The organism is Streptomyces sp. NPDC093252, assembly GCF_040683675.1.
Classification (GTDB): domain Bacteria; phylum Actinomycetota; class Actinomycetes; order Streptomycetales; family Streptomycetaceae; genus Streptomyces.
The window spans coordinates 109675-129760 of the sequence record NZ_JBFBEM010000013.1 but is presented as its reverse complement, the minus strand read 5'-3'; the positions used below and the strand labels follow the sequence as shown (position 1 = coordinate 129760).

Sequence of the window (20086 nt, the reverse complement as noted above, 5' to 3'; positions counted from 1 at the left end):
GGTCCCCGGGCGGGGCGGCCTCGGGTCAGTGACCGGAGGTCGCCTTCAGGCCGACGACGGCGACCAGCAGCAGGGAGATGAAGAAGATCCGGGCGGCGGTCACCGGCTCGCCCAGGATGGCCATCCCGAGAATCGCCGCACCGGCCGCGCCGATACCGACCCAGACGCCGTAGGCGGTGCCGATGGGCAGGGTCTTGGCGGCCTGGGCCAGCAGGATCATGCTGGCGGCGATCCCGATCCCGGTGAACACACTGGGCCAGAGCTTGGTGAAGCCCTCGGTGTACTTCATCCCGATCGACCAGCCGACTTCGAGCAGACCGGCGATGAGCAGCAGAATCCAGGCCATGTCAGGCACCTCCGAGACGTCGTGCCACGTTGTGTCACGTCTTGTCACTGAACGGGGTGCGTCGTCTTTGCGTTTCGGCCCGGTACGGCGCGTCTCGTCGGGATGCCTTCCAAACATAGCAAAGAACAGGGAAAAGGGCTGGTGACGATGGTCACCAGCCCTTCGGAGCCGCTACTTCGCAGGCCGCGCCCGGGATCTCCAGATCCCGGGAGCTAGAGATACAGCCCCGTCGAGTCCTCCGAGCCCTCGAAGCGGTCGGCGGCGACGGCGTGCAGATCCCGCTCGCGCATCAGCACATACGCCACCCCGCGCACCTCGACCTCGGCACGGTCCTCGGGGTCGTAGAGCACCCGGTCGCCCGGCTCCACCGTCCGTACGTTCTGTCCCACCGCGACCACCTCGGCCCAGGCCAGCCGGCGGCCGACGGCCGCGGTGGCGGGGATGAGGATGCCGCCGCCGGACCGCCGCTCGCCCTCGGCGGTGTCCTGGCGGACCAGGACCCGGTCGTGCAGCATGCGGATGGGCAGCTTGTCCGGGTGGGTGCTGGAGTCGTTCGTGTTGGCGCTCACGGCTCGAACCTACCTGCCTTCACCACGGCCGTCCGCCTCCGGGTCAGCCCTTGCGGCGCCGGGCGGACAGGGCCAGCAGGCCCACCACGCCGACGGTGACCAGGGCGAGGGGCACGATCCGTTCGAGGCGGGGGGCGCCCTCGTCGGTGACGAACCGCTGCCGCACCTCGGTCACGGCCTTGTTGACCTGCACATATGCCTTGCCGAGTGTGTGGTCGACCTGGGCCGCGGCCTTGGCCCTGGCATCGCCCACGATCGTCTTGGGGTGGACCCGGACCCCGATCTCGTCGAGGGTCTCGGCCAGCACCTCGCGGCGGCGCTGGATGTCCGCCTCGATCTGCGCCGGGGTTCTGGTGTCCGACGTGTCCGCCACCGTACGGCCTCCGAAGTTCCGCTGATGCACTGTTCCGGACAGTCTGTCAGCTTCCCGGCGGACCGCACGGTCAGCACCCCCGGTTACGCTCGATCCCATGAGTGAGCGACTCCAGCCCGGGGACGTGGCCCCCGCCTTCACCCTGCCCGACGCCGACGGCAACGATGTGTCCCTGGCGGACCACAAGGGCCGCAAGGTCATCGTCTATTTCTACCCGGCCGCCCTGACACCCGGCTGCACCAAGCAGGCCTGCGACTTCACCGACAACCTGGACGTCCTGGCCGCCGCCGGGTACGACGTGATCGGGATCTCCCCGGACGCCCCCGAGAAGCTCGCGAAGTTCCGCGAGAAGGAGCACCTGCGGGTGGTGCTGGCCGGGGACCCGGACAAGACCGTGATCGAGGCGTACGGGGCGTACGGCGAGAAGAAGAACTACGGCAAGACCTATCTGGGTGTCATCCGCTCCACGGTCGTGGTGGACGAGGAGGGCAAGGTCGAGCGGGCGTTCTACAACGTCCGGGCGACGGGCCACGTGGCGAAGATCATCAAGGATCTGGGCATCTGACGCCCCTGCCCGGCCAGTAGCATGGCCGGGCAGCAGCAGGCGGCCGTGGTGGAATTGGCAGTCACGCTGGGTTTAGGTCCCAGTGGGGTAACTCCCGTGAGGGTTCGAGTCCCTCCGGCCGCACCACAACCACTCTTCTTCCCGAGGCATGTCCGGGCGCGACGCCCGTCCCGCTTCCCGTGCGTGCCCGGACACGCCTACGGCGCGATCAGCTCCCGTACGACGGGCACCAGCGCGCGGAACGCCTTCCCGCGATGGCTGATGGCGTTCTTCTCTTCGGGGCTCAGCTCCGCGCAGGTCCGGTCGTGGCCGTCGGGCTGGAGGACCGGGTCGTAGCCGAAGCCGTGGGTACCGGCGGGGGTGTGGCGCAGGGTGCCGCGCAGCCGGCCCTCGACCACCCGCTCGGTGCCGTCCGGCAGGGCGAGGGCGGCGGCGCAGGCGAAGTGGGCGGCGCGGTGGTCGTCGCCGATGTCGGAGAGCTGGGCGAGCAGCAGATCGAGATTGGCCCGGTCGTCGCCGTGCCGTCCGGCCCAGCGGGCGGAGAAGATGCCGGGGGCGCCGCCCAGCACGTCCACGCACAGGCCCGAGTCGTCGGCGACGGCGGGCAGGCCGGTGGCCCGCGCGAGGGCGTGCGCCTTGAGCAGGGCGTTCTCGGCGAAGGTGACGCCGGTCTCCTTGACGTCCGGGATCTCGGGGTAGGCGTCCGCGCCGACCAGTTCGTGCGGGAGTCCGGCGTCGGCCAGGATGGCCTTGAGTTCGATGAGCTTCCCGGCGTTGCGGGTGGCAAGGATCAGGCGGGTCATGCCCTCAGTATCGCGGGCCCCCCGCAACGCCGGTCGGGTGCGGTCCCTACGGGGTGCAGACCTTGGTCAGCTCACCGGCGGCGTCGGTGACCGGGCTGATGTCCGGGGTCGCGTCGCCGTTCTCCACCGCGGTGTTGACGTTCTCGACGGCTGTGCGGAGGTCGTCCACCGCCTGGGAGACATCGGTGTTGTCGGTGGTGTCCCCGATCTCGTTCAGATTGTCCTCGATGGACTGGAGGGACTCGCTGAGCTGGGTCGGGTCGTTCGCCGCCGCGTCGACGGCCTGCTGGAGGTCGGTGACGCTGTCGGCGATGGCGTCGGCGGTCTGGACGCAGTCCAGCGCGGTGCTGACGGCGTCGCAGCCGGTGGTGAGGCCGGCGGTGAGCGCGACGGCCGCCACGGTGGCGGCGACGGCTGCGGTGCGGCGACGGCGGCTCGCGGCCATGGAACGGTCCCCTCCCTCGGGTGCGGGCCGGGACCCGGCCCGATGCCGCCCCCTGTGCCCTGAACTGCTGGCCGGGCGCACAGGGATCAGCCGTACGCCCGTACCGGTAGTGACGCAGGGACCGGCGGCCACGGTTGCCCGCGCCGGACGGCTCCTTCGGTGCGCCCTTTACTTGCCGATTACTTTTCGAGGACCGTATCAAGCGCGGCGCGCTGGGCGGCGGCCAGTTCCCCGCATCCGGCGACGGCCAGGTCCAGCAGGGCGTTCAGCTCCTCGCGGGCGAACGGCTCGGCCTCGGCGGTGCCCTGCACCTCCACGAAGCGTCCGTCACCGGTGCAGACCACGTTCATGTCGGTCTCGGCGCGGACGTCCTCCTCGTAGCGCAGGTCGAGCAGCGGGACGCCGTCGACGATGCCGACGGAGACGGCGGCGACGGTGCCGGTGAGGGGCTGGCGGCTGGCGCGGATCAGCTTCCTGCCGTGGGCCCAGGTGATGGCGTCGGCGAGGGCGACATAGGCGCCGGTGATGGCGGCGGTGCGGGTGCCGCCGTCGGCCTGGAGGACATCGCAGTCGAGGACGATCGTGTTCTCGCCGAGCGCCTTGTAGTCGATGACCGCGCGCAGGGAGCGGCCGATCAGGCGGGAGATCTCGTGCGTACGGCCGCCGATGCGGCCCCGGACCGACTCGCGGTCGCCGCGGGTGTTGGTGGCGCGGGGCAGCATCGCGTACTCGGCGGTGACCCAGCCCTCGCCGCTGCCCTTGCGCCAGCGCGGGACGCCCTCGGTGACGGAGGCGGTGCAGAAGACCTTGGTGTCCCCGAAGGAGACGAGGACGGAGCCCTCGGCGTGCTTGCTCCAGCCGCGTTCGATGGTGACCGGGCGGAGCTGCTGGGGGGTGCGGCCGTCGATTCGTGACATGCGCTGAGCCTAGCCCCCTGGGAGGGCGCCCCTTACCGGCAGGTACGCCGACGGCCGGGGGCGGTCGCGGGCACAGGAAGGAGCCCCTCCGGCGGTCGTGCCGGAGGGGCTCCCCTCACCTCGCCCCGTGGTCACCTCACCCGGGGCGGGGGGTCACATCATGTCTTCGATGTCCGCGGCGATCGGGTCGGCGTCGGTGCCGACGACGACCTGGATGGCCGTGCCCATCTTCACCACGCCGTGGGCGCCGGCGCCCTTGAGAGCGGCCTCGTCGACCAGGGACGCGTCGGCGACGTCGACCCGAAGCCGGGTGATGCAGCCCTCGATCTCCTCGATGTTCTCCAAGCCCCCGAGCCCGGCGACGATCTTCTCAGCCTTGCTGGCCATGTTCCTTCTCCCTGATCCGAACCGCTTTGTCGCAGTAACCCACAGTTGGCCCAACTTCGCGAGCGGTCATGCCGTCCGTACCGAATGATGGCGACACGACAGCGGAACCCTCTGTCAACTGGTCTACACCACCACATGGACCGCCGCCAAGCCCGGCCCCACCGGGAGGAGTCCGAGAGGAGTCCGATGAGTGCCGAGAGCGTCGTCAGTCCGGGACGGGCCCGCTGGAACAGTCTGTTCCAGGGGCTTCAGAAAATGGGCCGGAGCCTTCAACTGCCCATCGCCGTCCTGCCTGCCGCGGGCATCCTCAACCGGCTCGGGCAGCCGGATGTGTTCGGGGCCGAGGGGCTCGGCTGGACCGATGTCTCCAAGGTGATGGTGGGCGCGGGCGGCGCGCTGCTGGACTCCGCGCTGGGGCTGCCGCTGCTGTTCTGCGTCGGGGTCGCCATCGGGATGGCGAAGAAGGCGGACGGCTCGACGGCGCTCGCGGCGGTCGCCGGGTTCCTCGTCTACTACTCGGTGCTGCGCCAGTTCCCGGTGGAGTGCCCGCCCGGGGCGCGGGTGGTGGTGGCGGGGTGCCAGGCGCAGGACGGCACGGTCGGGCCCTTCACCTATCAGAACCCGGGGGTGTTCGGCGGGATCGTGATGGGGCTGCTGGCCGCCTGGTTCTGGGCCCGTTTCCACCGCACCCGGCTGGTCGACTGGCTGGGCTTCTTCAACGGGCGCCGGCTCGTCCCGATCATCATGGCGTTCGTGGCCATCGCCTTCGCCTCGCTGTGCCTGTGGATCTGGCCGCCGATCGGCAGCGCCCTGGAGAGCTTCAGCTCCTGGCTGGACGGCCTCGGCGCCTGGGGCTCGGGCATCTTCGGGGTCGCCAACCGGGCGCTGCTGGTGATCGGACTGCACCAGTTCCTGAACGTGCCCATCTGGTTCCAGTTCGGCTCGTACACCAAGCCGGACGGCACGGTGGTGCACGGCGACATCAATATGTTCCTGGCCGGGGACCCGGGCGCGGGACAGTTCACCACCGGGTTCTTCCCGATCATGATGTTCGCCCTGCCGGCCGCCGCGCTGGCCATCACCCACACCGCGCGGGCGGGCCGGCGCAAGGAGGTCGGAGGGCTGATGCTGTCGGTGGCGCTGACCTCGTTCGTCACCGGCATCACCGAGCCGATCGAGTACTCGTTCCTGTTCGTCGCGCCCGTGCTGTACGCGGTGCACGCGGTGCTGACGGGGGTGTCGATGGCGGTGACCTGGGGGCTGGGCGTGAAGGACGGCTTCAGCTTCTCCGCCGGTCTGATCGACTACCTCATCAACTGGAACCTGGCGACCAGACCCTGGCTGATCATCCCGATCGGCCTGGCCTTCGCCGCCGTCTACTACGTGATCTTCCGGTTCGCGATCACCGTGTTCGATCTGAAGACCCCGGGCCGTGAACCGGAGGACGAGGTGGAAGACGTGACCAAGGTGTAACCCGCTTCACAGCCGCCTCAACTAACGTCCGCCCCAGTGCCCTTGGACCCCGCGTCCGAGGGCCTTTCGGCGTGTTTCCGGTGGCCCGCGGATTGATCCGGAACAGCATCCCAGGACGTTATGAAAGGTGGGTTCCTTATGCGTAGCTCATCTGCTAGAACAGGTCTACACCACTGAGTGGTGTAGACCACCACCCGTTGGAGGAAGTATGAGCTCCGCCACCACCACGGCGGCCCCCGCGAAGAAGCGGGGATCCGGACTGTTCCAGGGCCTCCAGAAAGTCGGCCGCAGCCTTCAGCTCCCGATCGCCGTGCTGCCCGCGGCGGGCCTGCTGGTCCGTCTCGGCCAGGACGACGTCTTCGGCAAGGACGGCCTGGGCTGGGACAAGGTCGCGTCGGTGTTCGCCAACGCGGGCAGCGCGATCACCGGCTCTCTGCCCATGCTCTTCTGTATAGGTGTGGCCATCGGCTTCGCCAAGAAGTCCGACGGCTCCACCGCCCTCGCCGCCCTGGTCGGTTTCCTGGTCTACAGCAAGGTCCTGGAGTCCTTCCCGGTCACCGAGGCCGTCGTCCAGGACGGTGCCGACGCCGCCGCCACCTACAACAATCCCGGTGTGCTCGGCGGCATCATCATGGGTCTGCTGTCGGCGGTCCTGTGGCAGCGGTACCACCGCAAGAAGCTGGTGGACTGGCTCGGCTTCTTCAACGGCCGGCGGCTCGTCCCGATCATCATGGCGTTCGTCGGTGTCGCGGTCGGTGTCTTCTTCGGGCTGGTCTGGGAGCCGATCGGTGACGGCATCAGCAACTTCGGCGAGTGGATGACCGGTCTGGGCTCCTTCGGTGCCGCGCTGTTCGGTGCGATCAACCGCGCGCTCATCCCGATCGGCATGCACCAGTTCGTGAACACCGTGGCCTGGTTCCAGCTCGGTGACTTCACCAACGCCGCCGGTGATGTCGTCCACGGTGACTACAGCCGCTTCCTCGCGGGTGACCCCGAGGCCGGAATGTTCATGTCCGGCTTCTTCCCGATCATGATGTTCGGTCTGCCCGCCGCCGCCATCGCCATCGCGCACGCCGCCCGCCCCGAGCGCCGCAAGGCCGTGATGGGCATGATGGTCTCGCTGGCCCTGACCTCGTTCGTGACCGGTGTCACCGAGCCGATCGAGTTCTCGTTCATGTTCATCGCGCCGCTGCTGTACGTGATCCACGCGGTGCTGACGGCGCTGTCCATGGCGATCACCTGGGCCCTCGGCGTCCACGCGGGCTTCAACTTCTCCGCGGGCTTCATCGACTACGCGCTGAACTGGAACCTGGCCACCAGGCCATGGCTGATCATCCCGATCGGACTGGTCTTCGCCGCGATCTACTACACGCTCTTCCGGTTCGCGATCGTCAAGTTCAACCTCACCACCCCGGGCCGCGAGCCCGAGGAGGAGATCGAGGACCTCACCAAGGCGTAACCCCCGCAGGGGCGTAACCCCACCCTCCCGGGGTGCCTCCCATACGCCCCTGACGAAGGCCCCGGCATCACCACGATGCCGGGGCCTTCGTCCTGTCTCCTGCGTGCCGCGGGTGCGGGTGCGGGTGCGGGTTGCGTCAGACCTCGTACGTCACCCTCGGCGCCGCCAGTTCCGCCGGGCCGGCGTACACCGCGCGGGCGTCGGCCAGATTGTGCTGGGGGTCGGTCCACGGGGGGATGTGGGTGAGGACCAGGCGCCGGGCGCCGGCCCGGTGCGCGGTCTCGCCCGCCTCGCGGCCGGTGAGGTGCAGGTCCGGGATGGATTCCTTGCCGTGGGTGAAGGCGGCCTCGCACAGGAACAGGTCGGCGTCCCGGGCGAGTTCGTCCAGCGCCGGGGTGACCCCGGTGTCACCGGAGTACACCAGGGACCGCCCGCCGTGCTCCACCCGGATGCCGTACGCCTCCACCGGATGGGCGACCCGGTCGGTGTGGACCGTGAAGGGGCCGATCTCGAAGGTGCCGGGCTTGACGGTGTGGAAGTCGAAGACCTCGCTCATGGAGGAGGCCGTCGGGGTGTCCGCGTAGGCGGTGGTCAGCCGGTGCTCGGTGCCCTCCGGCCCGAAGACCGGGATCGGATCGCACCGCCCGCCGTCGTGCCGGTAGTACCGCGCCACGAAATAGGCGCACATGTCGATGCAGTGGTCGGCGTGCAGATGGCTCAGGAAGATCGCGTCGAGGTCGTAGAGACCGCAGTGGCGCTGCAACTCACCCAGGGCACCGTTGCCCATGTCGAGGAGCAGCCGGTAGCCGTCGGCCTCGACGAGGTAACTCGAACAGGCCGATTCCGCGGACGGGAACGACCCCGAGCAGCCGACGACGGTGAGCTTCATGAAACAGAAACCTCCGCTGGCGGATATGGAGAGACGGGGGTCGTGCGGTTTGTCGAGCGTAAGGCGCAAAACGTCCGGTCGCTCCTCCGGCAAGGTCTGTTGTGGGCGAACTCACCTGTGGTGTCACCGGTTCGGCTGGACGGACGGGGTGCGGGGGCCGGGCGCGTCGCGCGTCCGGGGCGGGGGCGCCCCACCGGGCGGGCGGACGCCGGTACCGTCGTCGGTATGGACACGTCATGGTGGCTCGCGCTGGCTGCGGTGGTCCTGCTCGCGCTGGTCGCGACCCTGGTCGACGGCTGGGGCCGCGGGAGCCGGCCGGGCGGGCGGATCACCCGGCCGCCCGGACACCCGGGGCGCGGGGGCCGTCCGGAGCGCGCGGCGGCGGGACCCGGTCCGCGGGCCGGGGAGATCTGGTGGGCGGAGGTGCCCTACGAGGACGGGCCGGGCGCCAAGGACCGGCCCTGTCTGGTGCTGGCGGTCCGGGGGCGGTGGGCGCTGGTCGCCAAGATCACCACGAGGTTCCGGGAGGAGCGCTCCGGGGTGATCCCGCTGCCGCCGGGCTCGGTCGGGGACGCCCGGGGACGGCCGAGCTTCCTGGAGACGGACGAGCTGCGCCGGGTCCGGGTGAGCGGTTTCCGCCGCCGGGTGGGGCCGGTGGAACCGGCACTGTGGGACCGGGTGCGGCATCTGGCACGGTGACCGGGTCACGGCGGTGACCGGGTCCTGCGGTTGCCGGGTCCTGCGGTTACCGGTTTCCCGTGCGTACGGGCGGCTACCGGTTCCGGTGGGTACGCGGCGGCCGGGGTCTGGGCCGCCGCGCTGCGCGGGTCGGCGCGCCGGTCAGGTCACTAGGCCCAGAGCTGGCCCTGGAGGGTTTCGATCGCTTCCTCCGTCGTCGCCGCGGTGTAGACGCCGGTCGACAGATACTTCCAGCCGCCGTCGGCCACCACGAAGACGATGTCCGCGCTCTCGCCCGCCTTGACCGCCTTCTGGCCGACCCCGATCGCGGCGTGCAGCGCGGCGCCGGTGGAGACGCCCGCGAAGATGCCCTCCTGCTGGAGCAGTTCCCGGGTGCGGGTGACCGCGTCGGCGGAGCCGACCGAGAACCGGGTGGTGAGCACGGAGGCGTCGTACAGCTCGGGGACGAAGCCCTCGTCGAGGTTGCGCAGTCCGTAGACCAGGTCGTCGTAGCGCGGCTCGGCGGCGACGATCCGTACGTCCGGCTTGTGCTCGCGCAGGAAGCGGCCGACGCCCATGAGGGTGCCGGTGGTGCCGAGTCCGGCGACGAAGTGGGTGATCGAGGGGAGGTCAGCGAGGATCTCGGGGCCGGTGCCCGCGTAGTGGGCGCCCGCGTTGTCCGGGTTGCCGTACTGGTAGAGCATGACCCAGTCGGGGTGCTCGGCGGAGAGTTCCTTGGCGACCCGGACGGCGGTGTTGGAGCCGCCCGCGGCCGGGGACGAGATGATCTCGGCGCCCCACATGCCGAGCAGGTCCCGGCGCTCCTGCGAGGTGTTCTCGGGCATCACGCACACCATGCGGTAGCCCTTGAGCTTGGCGGCCATGGCCAGGGAGATGCCGGTGTTGCCGGAGGTGGGCTCCAGGATCGTGCAGCCCGGGGTGAGGCGGCCGTCCTTCTCGGCCTGCTCGATCATGTGCAGGGCGGGGCGGTCCTTGATGGAGCCGGTGGGGTTGCGGTCCTCCAGCTTGGCCCAGATCCGCACCTCGGGGGAGGGCGAGAGCCGCGGCAGGCGCACCAGGGGGGTGTTGCCCACCGCGGCCAGCGGGGAGTCGTAGCGCATCGGGGGCGGTGGCCGATCAGGCCATGCCGCCGGCCACGGCCGGCAGGATCGTCACGTTGTCGCCGTCGGCGAGCTTGGTGCCGATGCCGTCCAGGAAGCGGACGTCCTCGTCGTTGAGGTAGACGTTGACGAACCGGCGGAGCTGGCCGCCGTCCACGATGCGGGCCTCGATGCCCGTATGCCGGGTCTCCAGGTCGGCGAACAGCTCGGCAAGGGTGTCACCACTGCCCGCCACGGCCTTCTGGCCGTCGGTGTACTGGCGCAGGATGGTGGGGATGCGGACCTCGATGGCCATGGTGGGAGGGCTCCTGTCGGAAGAAGGCTGGTCGGTGGGCGCGCGACGGCGTCGGTGCGGCGGGTGTGGTGCGGGGTGACGCCGCGGCTCACGGCCGTGCGGCGGCGGGGAACGTCAACAGATGGCGCTGTTCAGCCTGCACAGGTCGACGTGCAGCCGCGCCACGAGCAGCGGGCTGCTCGGCGTCTTCTCGCTCACGTCGTTCAGAACCATGCGGTCATCGTAACGATTCCCGGTCCGCCGATCCGAGAGGGATCCCACATAGTGGATGAATTCTGACCGAATACCGGGATCGGGGCCGCATACCGGGATCAGGGGCGGGATCGGGCGTCCCCGGCTCAGTAGGCCGCGACGACCGTGACCTCCTCCTCGGTGACCTCCCCCTCCAGGATCCGGAAGGAGCGGAACTGGAACTCCCCGGCGCCGTCGGCGTCCGCGGTGGAGACCAGGACGTAGTGGGCGCCGGGCTCGTTGGCGTAGGAGATGTCGGTACGCGAGGGGTACGCCTCGGTCGCGGTGTGGGAGTGGTAGATGATCACCGGCTCCTCGTCGCGGTCGTCCATCTCGCGGTAGAGCTTGAGCAGGTCGCCGGAGTCGAACTCGTAGAAGGTGGGCGAGCGGGCGGCGTTCAGCATCGGGATGAACCGCTCGGGGCGGCCCCGGCCCACCGGGCCCGCTACCACGCCGCACGCCTCGTCGGGGTGGTCCTCGCGCGCGTGGGCGACGATCCGGTCGTACAGCGCCTGGGTGATGGTCAGCATGGTCGCCAGGATAAGCGTGCGGACCGCCCCGTACCGATGGCTGGTACGGGGCGGTCCGGATGGCGGACGGCGGGCGTCCGCGCGGCCGGGGTCAGCCGATGCTGTCGACCTTGCCGGGGGTGCCCTCGGCGCCCTCCGGTGCGGGGGTGCGGGTCTTGAGGATCTGCCAGCCGATGCCGAGCGCGGCGGCCCAGCCCGCCATCACGTACAGACACACCCGGGCGTCGGCGTCGTACGCGATCAGACAGGTCACGAAGAGCAGGAACACGATGGCGATCCAGGAGCAGACCGCGCCGCCCGGGGCCGGGAAGGAGGAGCGCGCCAGGCGGCCCGCGTCCACGCCCCGGCGGTAGAGGACATGGCTGATCAGAATCATCAGCCAGGTCCAGATACCGGCGGCGGTGGCGACCGAGACCACATAGCCGAACGCCTTCTCCGGGACGATGTAGTTGAGGACCACACCGATGCCCATGAAGAGCACGGAGACGGTGATGCCGAAGGCGGGGGTCTTGGTGCCGGACAGCCTGCTGAAGACGCGCGGGGCCTCGCCGTTGTCGGCCAGGGTGCGCAGCATGCGGCCGGTGGAGTACATCCCGGAGTTGCAGGACGACAGGGCGGCGGTGAGCACCACGAAGTTCACGATGCCCGCCGCGGCCGGGATGCCGATCTGGGCGAACGCCGCGACGAACGGGCTGACCCCGGGCGCGAACTCGGTCCAGCGGACCACGCACAGGATGACGGTGAGGGCGCCGACGTAGAACAGCGCGATCCGCCAGGGGAGGGTGTTGATGGCCTTGGGGAGGGTCTTCTCGGGGTCCTCCGACTCACCGGCCGTGACACCGACCAGCTCGACCGCGAGGTAGGCGAACATCACGCCCTGGAGGGTCATCAGGGACGAGCCGACGCCGGTCGGGAAGAAGCCGTCGAAGGCCCAGAGGTTGGAGACCGCGGCGGTGTCACCGGCCGCGCTGAAGCCGAAGGTCAGCACGCCCAGGCCGATCACGATCATGCCGATCAGCGCGGTGACCTTGACCATCGAGAACCAGAACTCGATCTCGCCGAACAGCTTCACCGAGATCAGATTGGCCCCGAACAGGACGATCAGGAAGACCAGCGCGGTCACCCACTGCGGGACGGCGGGCCACCAGTAGTTGACGTAGATCGCGGCGGCGGTCAGCTCCGCCATGCCGGTGACCACCCACATCAGCCAGTAGGTCCAGCCGGTGAAGTAGCCGAAGAACGGGCCCAGGAACTCCCGCGAGTACTCGGCGAAGGAGCCGGAGACGGGGCGGTAGAGGAGCAGTTCGCCCAGGGCCCGCATGATGAAGAAGATGATCACGCCAGCGAGGGCGTACATCAGGATGAGGCTCGGTCCGGCCTTGGCGATGTTCGCCCCGGCGCCCAGGAAGAGGCCGACGCCGATGGCGCCGCCGATGGCGATCATCTGGACCTGCCGGCTGCCGAGCCCGCGCTCGTAGCCCTCCTCGGGGGTGTGATCGCGTCCGCTCGTGTGCTGGTCGACCTGCGGTGAGGTCATGGGTGGTGCGCCCCTTCTCTCCATGTCCGATCCGAGCCGGCGCGCGGCTTCGGATCGGGTCTCGATCCCCCCGGATGGAATGGAGTCGCCCGGCCGGCGGTCGGCCGGCGCTGTGGCGCACCCGGGCCGGACAGGGGTGGCGTCCGCCGGGCGAGGTGAAGATGTATCACGCCGGTACGGCCGGCCGTCCCGGCGTTGTGTGACGCAGCACACTGGAAGAAGGGGACAAAGGGGAGCCGCCTCGCCATAAGCGACGGCATCATTCACTTGATCGATACCGCGATTTGAGGGCTGACTGAGGAACGTAAGCGTGACGGTCCCCGGACAATCGAACCCAAGGAGGAATGGGGGCGTCCGCCTTCACCGGGTGGGGCTTCGGGGGGTCAGGCTTCGCGGGGTGGGGCGCATCGGGTGGGGGATTTCGGGGTGGGGGGCGCCTCGCCGGGCGGGGGCCCTTCGAGGGCCGGGGGCGCTTCGCCGGGCGGGGCCTCTCGCGGGCCGGGGCGCGCTTCGCCGGGCGGGGCCCTTCGAGGGCCCGGGGGCGCCTCGCCGGGGGGCGCCTCTCGCGGGCCGAGGGCGCGCCTCGCCGGGCGGAACCTCGCCAGGTGGCGCCTCTCGCAGGTGGGGGCGCGCTTGGCCGGGCGGAACCCCGCCGGGCGGGGCCTCTCACGGGCGGCGTCTCCCGCGGGCCGGGGCGCGCTTCGCCGGGGGCGCCCCTCGCGGGCCGAGGGCGCCTCGCTGGGCGGAGCCTCGCCGGGCGGCGGCTCCGCGGGCCCGGGGCGACCGCCCTCAGGGCATCAGTGACTGGACCAGGGTCTCCTGGAGGCCGCCCAGCCACAGATAGGCCATCACCATCGGCTTGCGCTCGTCGTCGTCCGGGAGCCGGAAGAGCAGGGCGCTCTCGTCCTCGTCGGTGATGTCGAGGCGGGCGGCGATGGCGAGCCGCAGATCGTTGAGCGCGCCGAGCCAGGGCCGGGCCCGGTCGGGCGTCAGCTTCAGCACCGCGCCGGAACCGGTGGCGTCGGCGGCCAGTTCGTCCAGCGAGCGGATCACCGCGAGGGCGTTGTCGCGCTTGCCGGCCCGCAGGTCGTTCTCGGTGAAGCGGCGGAACTCGGCGGAGTACGCCCGCTGTTCCTCGGCCCGCTCGGCGGAGGCGGGGGGCTGCATCGGGTCCGTGTAGGCGTCCGGGAACAGGCGCTTGAGGACCGGGTCGGAGGGCGGCTCGCTCGGGCCCTCGGCGAACAGCTCGGCCAGCGGGTCGGCGGCGGCGTCCTCGGCGGGTCCGGGGCCGATCAGCTCCAGGAGCTGGACGGTCAGCGACCGGATGATCGAGATCTCGACCTCGTCGAGGGCGACGGCCGCGCCGCCGCCGGGGAGGCGTTCGAAGGTTCCTGGCATGGGGGCGGTCGCTACTTCCGGTCCTGCTGGAGGGTGGCCCACAAGCCGTAGCCGTGCATCGCCTGCACGTCGCGCTCCATCTCCTCGCGGCTTCCGCTGGAGACGACCGCCCGGCCCTTGTGGTGGACGTCGAGCATGAGCTTGTTCGCCTTCTCCTTGGAGTAGCCGAAGTACGTCTGGAAGACGTACGTCACATAGCTCATGAGGTTGACCGGGTCGTTGTGCACGATGGTGACCCAGGGGACGTCGGGCTCGGGTACGGCAGAGACCTCCTCCGCCGACTCGGTGCGTTCGATCTCGATGGGAGCGGCTGACGTCACAACCCCCATGCTGCCACGCCCACCACAAATCGTCACACTGACGAAATGGGGTGTAGCATCGGGCGTCATGAACACAGCAGACCTTGGGCTGCCGGTGGACGTCCCCTCGACGGCGCTCTTCACCGACCAGTACGAGCTGACGATGCTCCAGGCGGCCCTCAGGGCGGGCACCGCGCAGCGGCGCAGTGTCTTCGAGGTCTTCACCCGCCGGCTGCCCCACGGCCGCCGCTACGGCGTCGTGGCGGGCACCGGCCGGGTGCTGGACGCGGTCGAGAACTTCCGGTTCGACGCGGGCGTCCTCGCCTTCCTGCGGGAACGGTCGATCGTGGACGGACCGACCCTGGAGTGGCTCGCGGACTACCGCTTCACCGGGGACGTCTGGGGCTATCCGGAGGGCGAGGTGTACTTCCCCGGCTCGCCGATCATGCGGGTGGAGGGGACCTTCGCCGAGTGCGTGCTCCTGGAGACGGTGATCCTCTCCATCCTCAACCACGACTCCGCCATCGCCGCGGCGGCCTCCCGGATGTCCTCGGCCGCCGGTGACCGCCCGCTGATCGAGATGGGCGCCCGCCGCACCCACGAGCTGGCCGCGGTCGCCTCCGCCCGCGCCGCCTACGTCGGCGGCTTCTCGTCCACCTCCGACCTCGCCGCGGGCTTCCGCTACGGCATCCCCACGGTCGGCACCAGCGCCCACGCCTTCACCCTGCTGCACGACCACGAGCGGGACGCCTTCCGCGCCCAGGTCGACTCCATGGGCCGCGGTACGACGCTGCTGGTGGACACCTACGACGTCGCCGAGGCGGTCCGCACGGCCGTGGCGGTGGCCGGGACCGACCTGGGGGCCGTCCGCATCGACTCGGGGGATCTGCTGCTGGTCGCGCACCGGGTGCGCCAGCAGCTCGACGAGCTGGGCGCGACCGGCACCCGGATCATCGTCACCTCCGACCTGGACGAGTACGCCATCGCCTCCCTGGCCGCGGCCCCGGTGGACGCGTACGGGGTCGGCACCCAGCTCGTCACCGGGTCCGGGCACCCGACCTGCTCCATGGTCTACAAGCTGGTCGCCCGCGCGGGGTCGGCCGACCCGAACGCGCCCCTGGTGCCGGTCGCCAAGAAGTCGACCGGCGGGAAGACGTCCGTCGGGGGGCGCAAGTGGGCGGCGCGGCGGCGGGACGGGGCGGGGGTGGCGGAGGCGGAGGTGGTCGGCACCGGGCCGGTGCCCCGGGAGCTGACCGATGATCAATTGCTCGTCGAGCTGATCAAGGGTGGTCAGGTGATCGCTCGTGAGTCTTTGGACGTGGTGCGGGAGCGGCATGCGGCGGTGCGGGCGGGGCTGCCGTTGTCCGCGACGCAGTTGTCGCGGGGGGAGCCGGTGATTCCGACCGAGTATGTGGTGGGGGGGTGATGTTCGGATGCGGGGTGCGGGATGCGGGTTTCGTGGTGGCTGGTCGCGCAGTTCCTCCCCCAGAGGGGGTACCCCCAGCGCCCTGGAGGAGCGCGTCTACGCCCCCTCCCTTATCAGGGGCCGATTCTCTAGGCTCGTAGGTTCAGGTTTGTGGTGGTAAGCCCTCCTCGGAAAAGGGACACGATCATGCGTCGCGCCTTGCTCGTCATCGATGTGCAGAACGACTTCTGCGAAGGGGGCAGTCTCGCGGTGGCCGGCGGGGCCGATGTGGCCGCCGCCGTCACCGAGCTGATCGCCCAGGCCCCGGCCGGGTACCGGCATGTCGTCGCCACCCGTGACCATCACATCGCGCCCGGTGGCCATTTCTCGGACCATCCCGACTTCGTGGACTCCTGGCCCGCGCACTGCGTGGCGGGCACGGAGGGCGTCGGGTTCCATCCGAACTTCGCCCCGGTGGTCGCCTCCGGCGCGGTGGACGCCGTCTTCGACAAGGGGGCGTACTCGGCGGCGTACAGCGGCTTCGAGGGGGCCGACGAGAACGGTGTCGGGCTCGCCGACTGGCTGCGCGCCCGGCACATCGACGCGGTGGACGTGGTCGGCATCGCCACCGACCACTGCGTCCGGGCCACCGCCCTGGACGCCGTCCGGGAGGGGTTCCGCACCCAGGTGCTGCTGGACCTGACCGCCGGGGTGGCCGCGGAGACCACCGAGCGCGCCCTGGAGGAGCTGCGCGACGCCGGGGTGGAGCTGACCGGCAAGCCGGTGGTGAACGGCCAGGGGCCCGCCGCGTAGGGCCCGCTAGGCGGGTGCCGCCGGGCGGCGGAGCAGGGCTCGGATGGGGTGCCAGAGTTCGGTCACGCCGAGTGGTCCGCCGGGTGCCGTGCGCCATATGAGGCCGTCGGGGTGGTGGAGTACGGCGGTGATCTCGTCCGGGGTGGGCGGGGCGGCGTTGCCGCGCAGATAGACCGCGCGCAGTCCGAGATTGCGCAGCCTGGTCAGGGCGCGCGCCCGGTTCTGGGCGTGGACGAGCACCCGGACGTCCGCCGGGCGGTCGGGGGCGGGGCTGGGCAGATTCAGCGCCACCACCACCGAGCCGTTCGGCAGCTTGCAGAAACCTCCTGCGGCCATGCGGTCACATCCCCGTGCGAGCAGGTGTCAATAAGAGCATCACAGCACGCACCTAAACACGATCGGCGGCAGCCCGCCAAGGGGCTCCCGCCGATACGCGCCTGACCTGGGGAAATGCGGCTTACTTCACAGCACGACCCACTTCGAGGGTGATCGTGGAGCCATTCTTGGCCTCCTTGACGATCTTGATCTTGGTGTTGGTGTCAGTGATCTTGACGCCCGCGGTGGGGGTCGCCGGGTCGTAGTAGGAGTGGGTGCGGTCGTTGAAGACCGGCACGCCCTTCTGCGACGGGACCCGGGTCGGCACGCCCGCCTTGTGCAGGGTGATGCCGTCGGTGCGGGAGAGGCTGAAGGTGGAGTCGTAGGACTGGATGCGGTTGCGCATCAGGGTGCCGTCGGACCACTTCAGCGGGGTGGAGTGGGCGTCGACGGGCAGCAGCAGACCGGTGCCCGGGTGGACGCTGGTGTTGTTGTCCGTCTGCGAGGTGTCCCACTTCCAGATCAGCAGACCGTTCTGGTACGGGTAGTGCTCCACCCAGTCCGGACGGGTGGTCGAGAAGCCGAAGTTGTACGGGCCGACCTTGAGCGTCCGGTCGTACGACACGTACTGCCGGTTCTCGGCGATGTAGTACTGCGCGTACTCCTTGGTGAAGGAGGCGCCGATGCGGGAGAAGCCGTTGGCGGTCCAGGCGGCGTCGGCGGTCTCGGCGGTGTCGGTGAACAGCGCGGTGCCGTCGGCGACGACCGAGATCCGGTCGGCGGCGAAGCCCTTGAGGGCGACCCCGCCGTCGGTGGCGTAGCGGAAGCGCAGGTCGATCCGCTGGCCCGCGTAGGCGTCGAGGGAGTACGACAGGCTCTGGTAGGCGTCGACCGTGCCGGTCAGGGCGGGCTTGTCGCTGCCGTCGCGCGGGATGGGCTGGCCGTCGACCGTGCCGTCGAGGGCGGTCCAGTTGGCGCCGCCGTCGGTGGAGACCTCGGTGTAGAGGTAGTCGTAGTCGGCCTCGATCTGGTACCAGCCGTCGAAGGTCAGGTCCGCGGAGGCCCTGCCGGTCAGGTCGACCGAGCGGGTCAGGGTGTTGCGCAGATCGTCACCGCTGCCGCTCCACCACTGGGTCGCGCCCTCGGCGGGGGTGACCACCTCGGTGGTGACCTCCTTGTCGGGCAGTTCGACCACCAGGGCCTGGGGGTTGCGGGTGTTGTAGGCGGCGAGGCCCAGGGTGTGCTTCGACTTCGTGGCGGCCTGGGCCGTGTCGTAGTCGAGCCAGCCGAGCTGGAGCTTGTCCCAGGCGGTCATGTCGCCGGGCAGATCACCGATGGCGTTCCCGCCGGTGCCGAGCCAGGAGCCGGAGGACATCAGGGTCCAGAACCCGGTGGAGTTCTCGCCGCCCTGGGTGTCGTAGTGGTCCGGCAGACCGAGGTCGTGGCCGTACTCGTGGGCGAAGACACCGAGGCCGCCGTTCTCCGGCTGGATGGTGTAGTCGCCGACCCAGATGCCGGAGGTGCCGATCTGGGTGCCGCCGAGCTTGTTGCCCTCGGGGCCGGTGGCGCCGGCGTCGGTGCCGAAGGCGTACCAGCGGTGCGCCCAGATGGCGTCCGTGCCCTGGGCGCCGCCGCCCGCGGACTCGTCCTCACCGGCGTGCACGATCTGGAAGTGGTCGATGTAGCCGTCGGGCTCGTTGAAGTCGCCGTCGCCGTCGTGGTCGTAGCGGTCCCACTGGTCGTACTCGGCGAGCTTCGCGGCGATCTCGGCGTCCGTCTTGCCGGCCGCCTGCTGCCCGGCCGCCCAGGCGTTGACGCCGTCCTGTACGGCGTACCAGGCGCAGTTGTCCGGGACGCAACTGTTGGAGCCGTAGCGGGCCTCGTTGTAGGGGACCTTGACCCAGTCGGCGACCTCGCCCTCGATCGAGTAGCGGCCCGAGGACTGCTTCTCGTAGTAGGTCTTCATCGAGGCGGTGCCCTCGCCGAAGTACAGGTCCTGGTAGTGCTGCTGGTTGTAGTCCGCCTGCCAGTCGGTGCTGTTGTCCTTGGCGCGGTCGGGCTCGGCGATCCGGTTGTGCAGGGGTCCGGGGGTGCCGCCGTAGCGGCTGTCTATCTGATCGCCGAATTCGACCAGGATGGTGAAGATCTTGTCCGTCTTCTCCCGGCCGAGTTCGACGTACTTGCTGTCGCCCTTGCCCTTGCCGGACTCCAGCTCGACGACCTTCGATCCATTGCGCTCCTGGATCTGGGTCTGCCCGGAGATGACCTGGGTGAGGGCCTCCTCGCGCTGGGCGGTCTGGGTGTCGGTGAGCGGGCCCTTGAGGTTGTGGGGCTCCTCGTTCGCCTGGGCCGACGCCGGGTCCCGGCGGTCGACGGCCGGGGCGCCGGACGCGCCGGCGGGGTCCGCCTGCGCCACGGTGAAACCGGAGAGGGTGGCGGTGGCCGCGGCGAGCGCGACGGTGGTCGCCGCCGCTCTGAACGTCCAGGGTCTACTGGTCACTTGAGTTCCTCCTCCGCGTCCGGGCGCGCGGAAGGGGGGTCCGGGATTGGTGTGGAACCCGCGCGCTCCTGATCGACGCGTGTAGTCAAGTGACGTCATTCGACTAGACGTTGCGAAGAAAAGACAGACCTTGACTTGGACAGGTCAACTGCACTATGCGGTACGTTCACCCCGCTGAGCGAACATCGCACCCCCGCCCATCCCCGCGCAAACCTCCCCGCACCTGGGCGGACATACGGAACCCGGCCGTCAACGGGCGCGCGGAAGTGTCCACGTGCCGGACAGGATGAATCGGTGCGCCCCCCGTGCACCGGCACGGTGGGTCAGGTCACGCTTACCGTTCGTTCCCCCAGGGCATCCACGCCGTTAGAGTCGAGTGGCGGAACGCCCGGAAGTCGGCGGAAAGCCAGGCCGACAACCTAGTCCCACCCCACTTCCGAGGACACGATTGCCATGCCTCGTCCGACTGCCGCACAGCTCGCCTACGGCTCGTGCACCGTGATCCTGTCGACACTCGCCATGCTGCTGTTGTCACAGACGAGTTCCCCCGTGGGGATCGCGGTCGTCACCGTGACGGCGCTGACTCTTGGACTGGTCGTCGCCTTCACGGCCCCGATGAAGAAGACCCCCAAGCGGATCCCCTCCCCCGCTGTGGCGCCCCCCGTGCCGCCGCAGCCGGTGGCGGTCACGGCGTCCGCTGGCCCGCGCGCGCAGGTCCGGGAGCCCTGGGCTTCCTGA

At 70.2% G+C, this 20086-nt stretch carries 24 protein-coding genes, 1 tRNA gene and 1 riboswitch; of the genes, 8 read left to right on the top strand and 17 right to left on the bottom strand.

Features of this window, described 5'->3' with window-relative positions:
* Positions 1 to 25: 25 nt before the first annotated feature.
* The 3 genes from AB0O01_RS26275 to AB0O01_RS26265 form a co-directional block, all read right to left on the bottom strand.
* Positions 26 to 346 (bottom strand): multidrug efflux SMR transporter, encoded by a 321-nt coding sequence (locus AB0O01_RS26275; RefSeq protein WP_355738625.1) that lies wholly within the window; start codon positions 344 to 346, stop codon positions 26 to 28.
* Between the two features lie 55 nt (positions 347 to 401).
* A riboswitch (guanidine-III (ykkC-III) riboswitch) is annotated at positions 402 to 471 on the bottom strand.
* 87 nt (positions 472 to 558) lie between these two features.
* Positions 559 to 915 (bottom strand): co-chaperone GroES, encoded by a 357-nt coding sequence (locus tag AB0O01_RS26270; protein WP_355738622.1) that lies wholly within the window; start codon positions 913 to 915, stop codon positions 559 to 561.
* Between the two features lie 43 nt (positions 916 to 958).
* Positions 959 to 1288, bottom strand: coding sequence for a DUF3618 domain-containing protein (locus tag AB0O01_RS26265; RefSeq protein ID WP_365317043.1), 330 nt, complete (start codon positions 1286 to 1288; stop codon positions 959 to 961).
* A 97-nt stretch (positions 1289 to 1385) separates the two neighbouring features.
* Between AB0O01_RS26265 and bcp the strand changes: the two genes are divergently transcribed.
* Both bcp and AB0O01_RS26255 read left to right on the top strand, forming a co-directional pair.
* Positions 1386 to 1853, top strand: a complete 468-nt coding sequence (bcp, locus tag AB0O01_RS26260) for a thioredoxin-dependent thiol peroxidase (protein ID WP_365317041.1) — start codon at positions 1386 to 1388, stop codon at positions 1851 to 1853.
* Between the two features lie 39 nt (positions 1854 to 1892).
* Positions 1893 to 1979 (top strand) — tRNA-Leu (locus tag AB0O01_RS26255).
* A gap of 71 nt (positions 1980 to 2050) precedes the next feature.
* On the opposite strand, the gene rdgB is transcribed toward AB0O01_RS26255, so the two are convergent.
* The 4 genes from rdgB to AB0O01_RS26235 form a co-directional block, all read right to left on the bottom strand.
* Positions 2051 to 2656 (bottom strand): RdgB/HAM1 family non-canonical purine NTP pyrophosphatase, encoded by a 606-nt coding sequence (rdgB, locus tag AB0O01_RS26250; RefSeq protein ID WP_365317039.1) that lies wholly within the window; start codon positions 2654 to 2656, stop codon positions 2051 to 2053.
* 46 nt (positions 2657 to 2702) lie between these two features.
* Positions 2703 to 3101 (bottom strand): hypothetical protein, encoded by a 399-nt coding sequence (locus AB0O01_RS26245; RefSeq protein ID WP_365317038.1) that lies wholly within the window; start codon positions 3099 to 3101, stop codon positions 2703 to 2705.
* A 179-nt stretch (positions 3102 to 3280) separates the two neighbouring features.
* Positions 3281 to 4018 carry a ribonuclease PH gene (rph, locus tag AB0O01_RS26240; RefSeq protein WP_365317036.1) on the bottom strand — a complete coding sequence of 246 codons (738 nt, stop codon included), beginning with the start codon at positions 4016 to 4018 and terminating at the stop codon, positions 3281 to 3283.
* Between the two features lie 153 nt (positions 4019 to 4171).
* The gene (locus AB0O01_RS26235) at positions 4172 to 4405 is read right to left on the bottom strand and encodes a PTS glucose/sucrose transporter subunit IIB (RefSeq protein WP_365317035.1); all 234 of its coding nucleotides are present in this window, start codon (positions 4403 to 4405) and stop codon (positions 4172 to 4174) included.
* A gap of 186 nt (positions 4406 to 4591) precedes the next feature.
* On the opposite strand from AB0O01_RS26235, the gene AB0O01_RS26230 reads away from it, so the two are divergent.
* Positions 4592 to 5878: a PTS transporter subunit EIIC gene (locus AB0O01_RS26230; RefSeq protein WP_365317033.1), complete on the top strand. Its 1287-nt coding sequence runs from the start codon at positions 4592 to 4594 to the stop codon at positions 5876 to 5878.
* A gap of 208 nt (positions 5879 to 6086) precedes the next feature.
* Entirely contained in the window at positions 6087 to 7337 is a 1251-nt protein-coding gene (locus AB0O01_RS26225; RefSeq protein ID WP_365317032.1) for a PTS transporter subunit EIIC, read from the top strand.
* A 136-nt stretch (positions 7338 to 7473) separates the two neighbouring features.
* On the opposite strand, the gene AB0O01_RS26220 is transcribed toward AB0O01_RS26225, so the two are convergent.
* Complete coding sequence (locus AB0O01_RS26220) at positions 7474 to 8226, bottom strand: MBL fold metallo-hydrolase (RefSeq protein ID WP_365317030.1); 753 nt, start codon at positions 8224 to 8226, stop codon at positions 7474 to 7476.
* Between the two features lie 225 nt (positions 8227 to 8451).
* Between AB0O01_RS26220 and AB0O01_RS26215 the strand changes: the two genes are divergently transcribed.
* Positions 8452 to 8925, top strand: a complete 474-nt coding sequence (locus AB0O01_RS26215) for a type II toxin-antitoxin system PemK/MazF family toxin (protein WP_365317028.1) — start codon at positions 8452 to 8454, stop codon at positions 8923 to 8925.
* 149 nt (positions 8926 to 9074) lie between these two features.
* On the opposite strand, the gene AB0O01_RS26210 is transcribed toward AB0O01_RS26215, so the two are convergent.
* The 7 genes from AB0O01_RS26210 to clpS all read right to left on the bottom strand — a co-directional run bounded on the left by AB0O01_RS26210 (position 9075) and on the right by clpS (position 14345).
* On the bottom strand, positions 9075 to 10025 hold the full coding sequence (locus AB0O01_RS26210; protein WP_365317026.1) for a cysteine synthase: 951 nt from the start codon (positions 10023 to 10025) through the stop codon (positions 9075 to 9077).
* A gap of 16 nt (positions 10026 to 10041) precedes the next feature.
* A complete protein-coding gene (locus tag AB0O01_RS26205; protein ID WP_365317025.1) occupies positions 10042 to 10320 on the bottom strand; it encodes a MoaD/ThiS family protein in 279 nt (92 codons plus the stop codon).
* A 114-nt stretch (positions 10321 to 10434) separates the two neighbouring features.
* Positions 10435 to 10533, bottom strand: a complete 99-nt coding sequence (locus AB0O01_RS26200) for a putative leader peptide (protein ID WP_365317023.1) — start codon at positions 10531 to 10533, stop codon at positions 10435 to 10437.
* A 125-nt stretch (positions 10534 to 10658) separates the two neighbouring features.
* Positions 10659 to 11081, bottom strand: coding sequence for a M67 family metallopeptidase (locus AB0O01_RS26195; protein ID WP_365317021.1), 423 nt, complete (start codon positions 11079 to 11081; stop codon positions 10659 to 10661).
* 91 nt (positions 11082 to 11172) lie between these two features.
* Positions 11173 to 12618: an amino acid permease gene (locus AB0O01_RS26190; protein ID WP_365317019.1), complete on the bottom strand. Its 1446-nt coding sequence runs from the start codon at positions 12616 to 12618 to the stop codon at positions 11173 to 11175.
* Positions 12619 to 13407: 789 nt separating this feature from the next.
* The gene (locus AB0O01_RS26185) at positions 13408 to 14016 is read right to left on the bottom strand and encodes a DUF2017 domain-containing protein (protein WP_365317018.1); all 609 of its coding nucleotides are present in this window, start codon (positions 14014 to 14016) and stop codon (positions 13408 to 13410) included.
* Between the two features lie 11 nt (positions 14017 to 14027).
* Complete coding sequence (gene clpS / locus AB0O01_RS26180) at positions 14028 to 14345, bottom strand: ATP-dependent Clp protease adapter ClpS (RefSeq protein WP_355738581.1); 318 nt, start codon at positions 14343 to 14345, stop codon at positions 14028 to 14030.
* Positions 14346 to 14403: 58 nt separating this feature from the next.
* On the opposite strand from clpS, the gene AB0O01_RS26175 reads away from it, so the two are divergent.
* Both AB0O01_RS26175 and AB0O01_RS26170 read left to right on the top strand, forming a co-directional pair.
* Positions 14404 to 15741 carry a nicotinate phosphoribosyltransferase gene (locus tag AB0O01_RS26175; protein ID WP_365317017.1) on the top strand — a complete coding sequence of 446 codons (1338 nt, stop codon included), beginning with the start codon at positions 14404 to 14406 and terminating at the stop codon, positions 15739 to 15741.
* Positions 15742 to 15927: 186 nt separating this feature from the next.
* Positions 15928 to 16533, top strand: a complete 606-nt coding sequence (locus tag AB0O01_RS26170) for an isochorismatase family protein (protein WP_365317016.1) — start codon at positions 15928 to 15930, stop codon at positions 16531 to 16533.
* A 6-nt stretch (positions 16534 to 16539) separates the two neighbouring features.
* Here AB0O01_RS26170 and AB0O01_RS26165 read toward each other — a convergent pair whose 3' ends face one another.
* Together AB0O01_RS26165 and AB0O01_RS26160 are read right to left on the bottom strand one after the other, a co-directional pair.
* Positions 16540 to 16869 (bottom strand): hypothetical protein, encoded by a 330-nt coding sequence (locus AB0O01_RS26165; RefSeq protein WP_365317014.1) that lies wholly within the window; start codon positions 16867 to 16869, stop codon positions 16540 to 16542.
* 121 nt (positions 16870 to 16990) lie between these two features.
* The gene (locus AB0O01_RS26160; RefSeq protein ID WP_365317013.1) at positions 16991 to 19348 is read right to left on the bottom strand and encodes an immune inhibitor A domain-containing protein; all 2358 of its coding nucleotides are present in this window, start codon (positions 19346 to 19348) and stop codon (positions 16991 to 16993) included.
* 453 nt (positions 19349 to 19801) lie between these two features.
* Between AB0O01_RS26160 and AB0O01_RS26155 the strand changes: the two genes are divergently transcribed.
* Positions 19802 to 20086, top strand: coding sequence for a hypothetical protein (locus AB0O01_RS26155; protein WP_365317012.1), 285 nt, complete (start codon positions 19802 to 19804; stop codon positions 20084 to 20086).